Below are 6,000 nucleotides of genomic sequence, written 5' to 3'. Positions count from 1 at the left end.
ACACAGCAGTTAAGCCCTTATACGCCGAAAGTACTCGACTGGAAACGGTCCGGGAGGATAGGGAGCTGCCGGTTAGGAAAATTCCGCATCTGATGGATGCGGAATTTTTTTTGTCACTGGTCAACGGTCACTGGTCACTGGCCGTTGGAAAGAACCCGTGGCTGACGGGTTCTTTTAAATAAAAAAATGGAGGAAACCTGCTCCTGGTGGGTTTCTCCGAAGGGAAACGCAGCCTGTGGGCTGCTAACCCACCACCATTGCACAGGCGCAACGGTCCCCCGCCCTTGAAAAGGGCGGATATACGCTGGGGCTTACGCCCTTGCTTTCAGGCACAAGGGCACTGCCCGCGTGCCTGTTATCCGCCCTTTTCAAGGGCGGGGGTATCCATGCACAGCATGGGTGGTGGGTTAGCAGCACCGGCTGCGTCCTGAATCGAAGAAACTCGCCATTCGGCGGGTTTATGCCTTTGACCAACAGAGGGTCTGCTGCATCCGCAGCAGACCCTCTGTTACGTCCGTTATGCACTTTCTTACAGGAACAGTCCGGCTCCCGGCCCTACAGGCAGGCCCAGGAGGATCCAGACGCTCATGAGCAGGCTCCAGGTGATCAGGAAGGTGATGGAATAGGGGAGCATCATGGAGATCAGGGTTCCCAGTCCGGCGTCTTCCTTGTACTTCTGCATGAACACCACAATCATGGCGAAATAGCTCATGAGAGGGGTGATGATGTTGGTGGAGGAGTCCCCGATCCGGTAGGCTACCTGGGTAAGAGCCGGGGACAGGCCCAGCCGGTACATCATGGGCACGAAGATGGGCGCCATAATGGCCCATTTGGCAGAGGCGGATCCCATGAACAGGTTCAGGAAGGCGGACAGAAAGATGAACAGGATAATGAGAGGCAGACCGGTAAGGCCGGCGGCTTCCAGGGCATCGGCTCCCTTGAAGGAAACGATAAGCCCCAGGTTGGTCTTGCCGAAGTAGGCGATGAACTGGGAAGCGAAGAAGGCCAGAACCATGTATCCGCTGAGGGATTTCATGGCGGCGGTCATGGCGGCCACCAGGTCATGGGAAGTGTTGATCTTTCCCACAATCTTTCCGTACACCAGGCCTGGAATCAGGAACAGAAGCAGGATGGCGGGAATCAGGCCGTTGTGCATGAAGGCTTTCAGGGTGTACTCCCCGGTGGCTTTTTCCAGGGTGCGGAATACGGCGTTTTCCGGGAACATGAGCACCGCCATCAGGGCCACATAAACCAGCAGTGCCAGGGTGGCCCAGTTCAGGGCTTTGTTTTCCAGAGGGGTGATGGGCTGGTTGTCCGATTTGTAGATTCCAGTGTAAGTGCCCAGGTTCTTTTCCACGATTTTGTCGGTGACAAAGGTGCCTACAATGGTCAGCAGCACCGTGGAGGCGGCCAGGAAGTACCAGTTGCAGGTGGGATCCAGGACCATGTCAATGCCGGCGGCGATCAGGGCCTGGTTGGTGATCCCGGTGAGCAGGGGATCGGTGGTTCCGATCAGCAGGTTGGCGGAGAAGCCTCCGGATACCCCGGCGAAGGCGGCGGCCATGCCGGCCAGGGGATGGCGTCCTGCCATGGCGAAGATCATGGCTCCGATGGGGACTACGATCACGTATCCGGCATCAGAGGCGATGTTGGACATAACCCCGGCGAACACCACAATGGGGGTGAGAAATTTGGGGTTGGCATTCATCAGCAGTTTTTTCAGGGAGGTGTTGAACAGGCCGGACCATTCGGCTACCCCTACCCCCAGCATGGCCACCAGAACGGTGCCCAGAGGAGCGAATCCGGTGTAGTTTTTGGTGGCGGTGTCGAACATGTACCGGAGCCCTTCCGCGTTCAGCAGAGAGACGGCTTTTTTGGTGACTTCCGCCTTGGCCCTGGCGTCAAAATAGGTGACGGTCAGGCCCTGGGATGCGGCAAAATGGGAAATGACGACGACAATCAGGGAGAGAATGAAGAAAAGGATCGCAGGGTGGGGCAGTTTGTTGCCGATGATTTCCACCCCTCTCAGGAAACCTCCGATTTCCTGGGGATTTTTCTTCTGGGTTGCGTTGGACATGGATGGTGCCTCCTTTTGAGTGAAATAAAACGGTGCAGGTTGGGTACGGTCAAAAAGCATAACGGACTGAATACTATGACTATTTTAACAAAAAGTAAATAAAAAAGAAAGGTAAAAAGACAAAAATGTCTGTAAATAATGGACAATGGTACAGAACTCTCAGAAAATTAAACGGAAAATCAAGTTCTGTTATTTTTCACAATGGTTTGTGCTATAATCAATAGAAAAGCATGCAGAACCCCTGCGGAAAGGATGAAAATATCATGGATGACAAAAATCCGGACAAGCAGTCGAAGAGAGTCAGACTGTATTACATCGCAGCCATTTTGCTGATCCTGATTATCAATACGGTCATCAGTCCCATGTTCTTTCAGCCGAAAGTCCATGAGGTCAGCTATACCAATTTCCTGAACATGGTGGATGAGGGAAAAGCCACCAAGGTGGAAATCACCAAGGATCGGATTGCCCTTTTGTGCAATCAGGATGGAAAGGAACAGATTTACGTAACGGGACGGGTGGATGACCCGGAACTGGTCAGCCGGCTGGTAAAGGCCAAGGTGGAATTCTCCCAGGTAATCCCCAAACAGGAATCTCCCATTATGTCCTTCTTCAACAACTGGATCCTGCCCTTCCTGCTGTTTATGGTAATCGGCCAGCTGATCATGCGGTACCTGGGGCCTAAATTGGGCGGGGGCAACATGATGAGTTTCGGCAAAAGCAATGCCAAGGTGTACATTGCCGCCCAGACCGGCAAGACATTCAAGGATGTGGCCGGTCAGGATGAAGCCAAGGAAGCCCTCCAGGAAATCGTCAATTACCTGCACAACCCTTCCAAATACAAAGCCATCGGGGCTGTGATGCCCAAAGGGGTGCTGCTGGTGGGGCCTCCCGGCACCGGGAAAACCCTGCTGGCCAAGGCTGTAGCCGGGGAAGCCAAGGTGCCCTTCTTCTCTATCTCCGGTTCTGAGTTCATTGAAATGTTCGTGGGCATGGGGGCTGCCCGGGTCCGGGATCTGTTCAAACAGGCCCAGGAAAAGGCACCCTGTATTGTGTTCATCGATGAAATCGACGCCATCGGCAAAAAACGGGACAACGGATCCTTCGGCAGCAACGACGAACGGGAACAGACCCTGAACCAGCTGCTGTCTGAAATGGACGGGTTTGACGGCAGCAAAGGGGTCATCATCCTGGCGGCCACCAACCGGCCGGAAGTGCTGGATAAGGCACTGCTCCGTCCGGGCCGGTTCGACCGGCGGGTGCCGGTGGAACTGCCGGATCTTCAGGGAAGGGAAGCCATCCTGAAGGTCCATTCCCATGATGTGAAGATGGATCCCCAGGTGGACTTCCATACCATCGCCCTGGCTACCAGCGGTGCCTCCGGGGCGGAACTGGCCAACATCGTCAACGAAGCTGCCCTCCGGGCGGTACGGATGGGCCGTTCGGAAGTGATCCAGGAAGACCTGGAGGAGAGCGTGGAAGTGGTCATTGCCGGGGCCCAGAGAAAGGGTGCGGTGATTTCTCCGGAAGAGAAGAAGGTCATTGCCTACCACGAAATCGGCCATGCCCTGGTGGCGGCCAGCCAGAAGGATTCGGCACCGGTCCACAAGATTACCATTATCCCCCGGACCTCCGGGGCCCTGGGGTACACCATGCAGGTGGATACCCAGGAAAAGGTGCTCATGAGCCGGGAAGAACTGTACAACAAGATCGTGACCCTGACCGGGGGACGGTCTGCGGAAGAAGTGGTGTTCAACCTGGTAACCAGCGGTGCCTCAAACGACATTGAACAGGCCACCAAGCTGGCCCGGGCCATGATTACCCGGTTCGGTATGACCGATGAATTCGACATGGTGGCTCTGGAAACAGTGAACAATGCCTACCTGGGCGGGGATACCTCCCTGGCCTGTGCTCCGGAAACGGCCGCCCGGATCGACGAGGCGGTGTTCGCCGTGGTGAAGAAGGCTCACAAAGAGGCCCGGGAGATCCTGGAAGCCCATCGGGAAAAAATGGACGAACTGGCTCAGTACCTGCTGAAGAAAGAAACCATCACCGGAGACGAATTCATGGCCATTCTCCACGGGACCATGAAACAGGAAGAAACGGAGACGGTGGAAGTATCCGTCGTTCCAGAAACGACCGATGCTCCTCAAGCTTGACGGCGGACAAAAGAGGCTGCTGCACAAAACGTGCAACAGCCTCTTTTCTATGTTATAATGAGTTCTCTGCATCATGCTACAACTTTGAGAAACAGGATGAGAAAAATGGAAACACGCACGAAACCCTGGAAACAGGGAAAAAGCATTTTTGACTATATCAAAAGCAATCTGGATGAGGACGGGTTCTTTACCCGGGAGAATCTGGAGGACCGGGCGGTGGTGGCCGGGGACAGCGATGTGCTGCTGGAACCTGGTGCTGCCGACGCCTATCTGGCCAGCAACAGCCAGGCGGAAGAGGCGGCCAATCCGGTAGGGGACCAGATTTACCAGGTGCTTCGGGCCTATGCGGAAGATCCCACCCCGGAAAATGCCACCATGCTGTACATGGGGATTTCTTCCACCCCATGCATCCTTTACTACGAATCCCTGGTGGATGCCCTCAGTGAGGAACGGATTCCCCAGCCTTTGTGGGAACTGGCCCGGGAATGGCTGTATGAAGCCTCCAGCCGGGAAACGGTGAAGCTGGCCATTGTAATCTGCGGTCTGTACATGCTCAACGAGCAGGATTTGACAGTGAACTGGCAGCTGAAACAGGATCTGATGATCCTGTCCCGGTGTGAGGAATTCACCAGCTTTGTGATCTACGCGCTGGAACTGAGCCACCAGATGGAGCAGAAGGATTTGTGGGACATGCTCCAGCACACTTCCGGCTGGGGCAAGCTGTGCGCCATGCAGGCCTATGATTTCGCTGCTCCGGAAGACCAGGCCTGGCTGGTGGTCCACGGCTGCGATCTGACCATCGATTATCCGGCAGTGTCCCTGATGATCTTTTCCCGGGTGAATATCCCGGCTCTTCTGTCGGAACCCCATCTGGAACATCCCCAGTTCCAGGGGATCAGCCATATCCTGCTGAACTACCTGGCCTTCCTGTTGGGATTCCAGCAGCTGGAGGCACCGGAAGATGACAAGATGCCGGTGATCGACCTGTTTTCGGTAATGGAAAAGTTCCTGAAGCATGCCCAGGAATACCATACCGACCTGATGGACGGAGCGGCCCTCATCAATATGGCGGAAGGGCTCCGGACCATGGTGGAGGATGAATGCTGGGATTACCTGACCATGAACCAGTGCCATATCCTGATCAGCGAGCTGGAAACCCTGGTGTTCTCCCAGGACTGGCTGCCCCAGATCAGGGCCAATCTGCTGGAACCGGACGGCCGGGTGAACCTGATCGTGGTCCATATGGCCTATGCCCTGGATCTGGACATCCACCGGGAATTGTGGAACCTGCTGAAGAAGGATCCCCGGCGGACGGAGCTGTACCCGTTCCTGCTGGATACCCAGGATAAACGGCGGTTCAACCGGGTGATGAAGTTCGCCCGGGAACATGCAGACGAGTATCTTCAGGAGGAATACGTGATGGAGCCCCTGCTCCAGGCTCTGGAGGAACATCCCGGGGAAGGGGAGGACCTGCTGGAAAAGGCCCTGACCTCCATTTACGATTCCTGCCGGGGCACGGCCCTGGGGGTACTGGACAGCTGGCCGGACAAGAACTGGTCACCCCGGATGCGGCTGGCCCTGCTGAGAGCCAGGGACATGAGCCAGCATCCCCTGCTGAAACTGCGGGTGGATGTACTGCTGAAAAAAAGGACCATGGATTTCGCCAGTTTCCTGGACGTGATCCATGAGCATCAGAAATAGGGGGACTGCAAAGCAGTCCCCCTATTTCTGTCAACGGGGCTGTTGCTCTTGCAACAGCCCCGTTTT

The 6,000-nt window shown here is 55.6% G+C and carries 4 protein-coding genes; 3 read left to right on the top strand and 1 reads right to left on the bottom strand.

Annotated elements, in window-relative coordinates; genetic code table 11:
- Positions 1 to 182, top strand: a 182-nt coding sequence (locus ACTQY5_RS05690; RefSeq protein ID WP_441368915.1) for a hypothetical protein, incomplete at its 5' end; no start/stop codon positions are given.
- 347 nt (positions 183 to 529) lie between these two features.
- Here the strand turns inward: ACTQY5_RS05690 and ACTQY5_RS05685 are convergent.
- Positions 530 to 2,077 carry an AbgT family transporter gene (locus ACTQY5_RS05685; RefSeq protein ID WP_288310902.1) on the bottom strand — a complete coding sequence of 516 codons (1,548 nt, stop codon included), beginning with the start codon at positions 2,075 to 2,077 and terminating at the stop codon, positions 530 to 532.
- A gap of 263 nt (positions 2,078 to 2,340) precedes the next feature.
- Here ACTQY5_RS05685 and ftsH point away from each other — a divergent pair, with 263 nt between their 5' ends.
- Entirely contained in the window at positions 2,341 to 4,233 is a 1,893-nt protein-coding gene (gene ftsH / locus ACTQY5_RS05680) for an ATP-dependent zinc metalloprotease FtsH (protein WP_022487717.1), read from the top strand.
- Positions 4,234 to 4,338: 105 nt separating this feature from the next.
- A complete protein-coding gene (locus ACTQY5_RS05675; protein WP_154487859.1) occupies positions 4,339 to 5,934 on the top strand; it encodes a hypothetical protein in 1,596 nt (531 codons plus the stop codon).
- Positions 5,935 to 6,000 lie beyond the last annotated feature (66 nt).

This window comes from Acidaminococcus sp. HCP3S3_H5 (genome assembly GCF_052122235.1).
GTDB lineage: Bacteria > Bacillota > Negativicutes > Acidaminococcales > Acidaminococcaceae > Acidaminococcus.
This window is presented reverse-complemented; position numbering and strand designations above follow the sequence as displayed.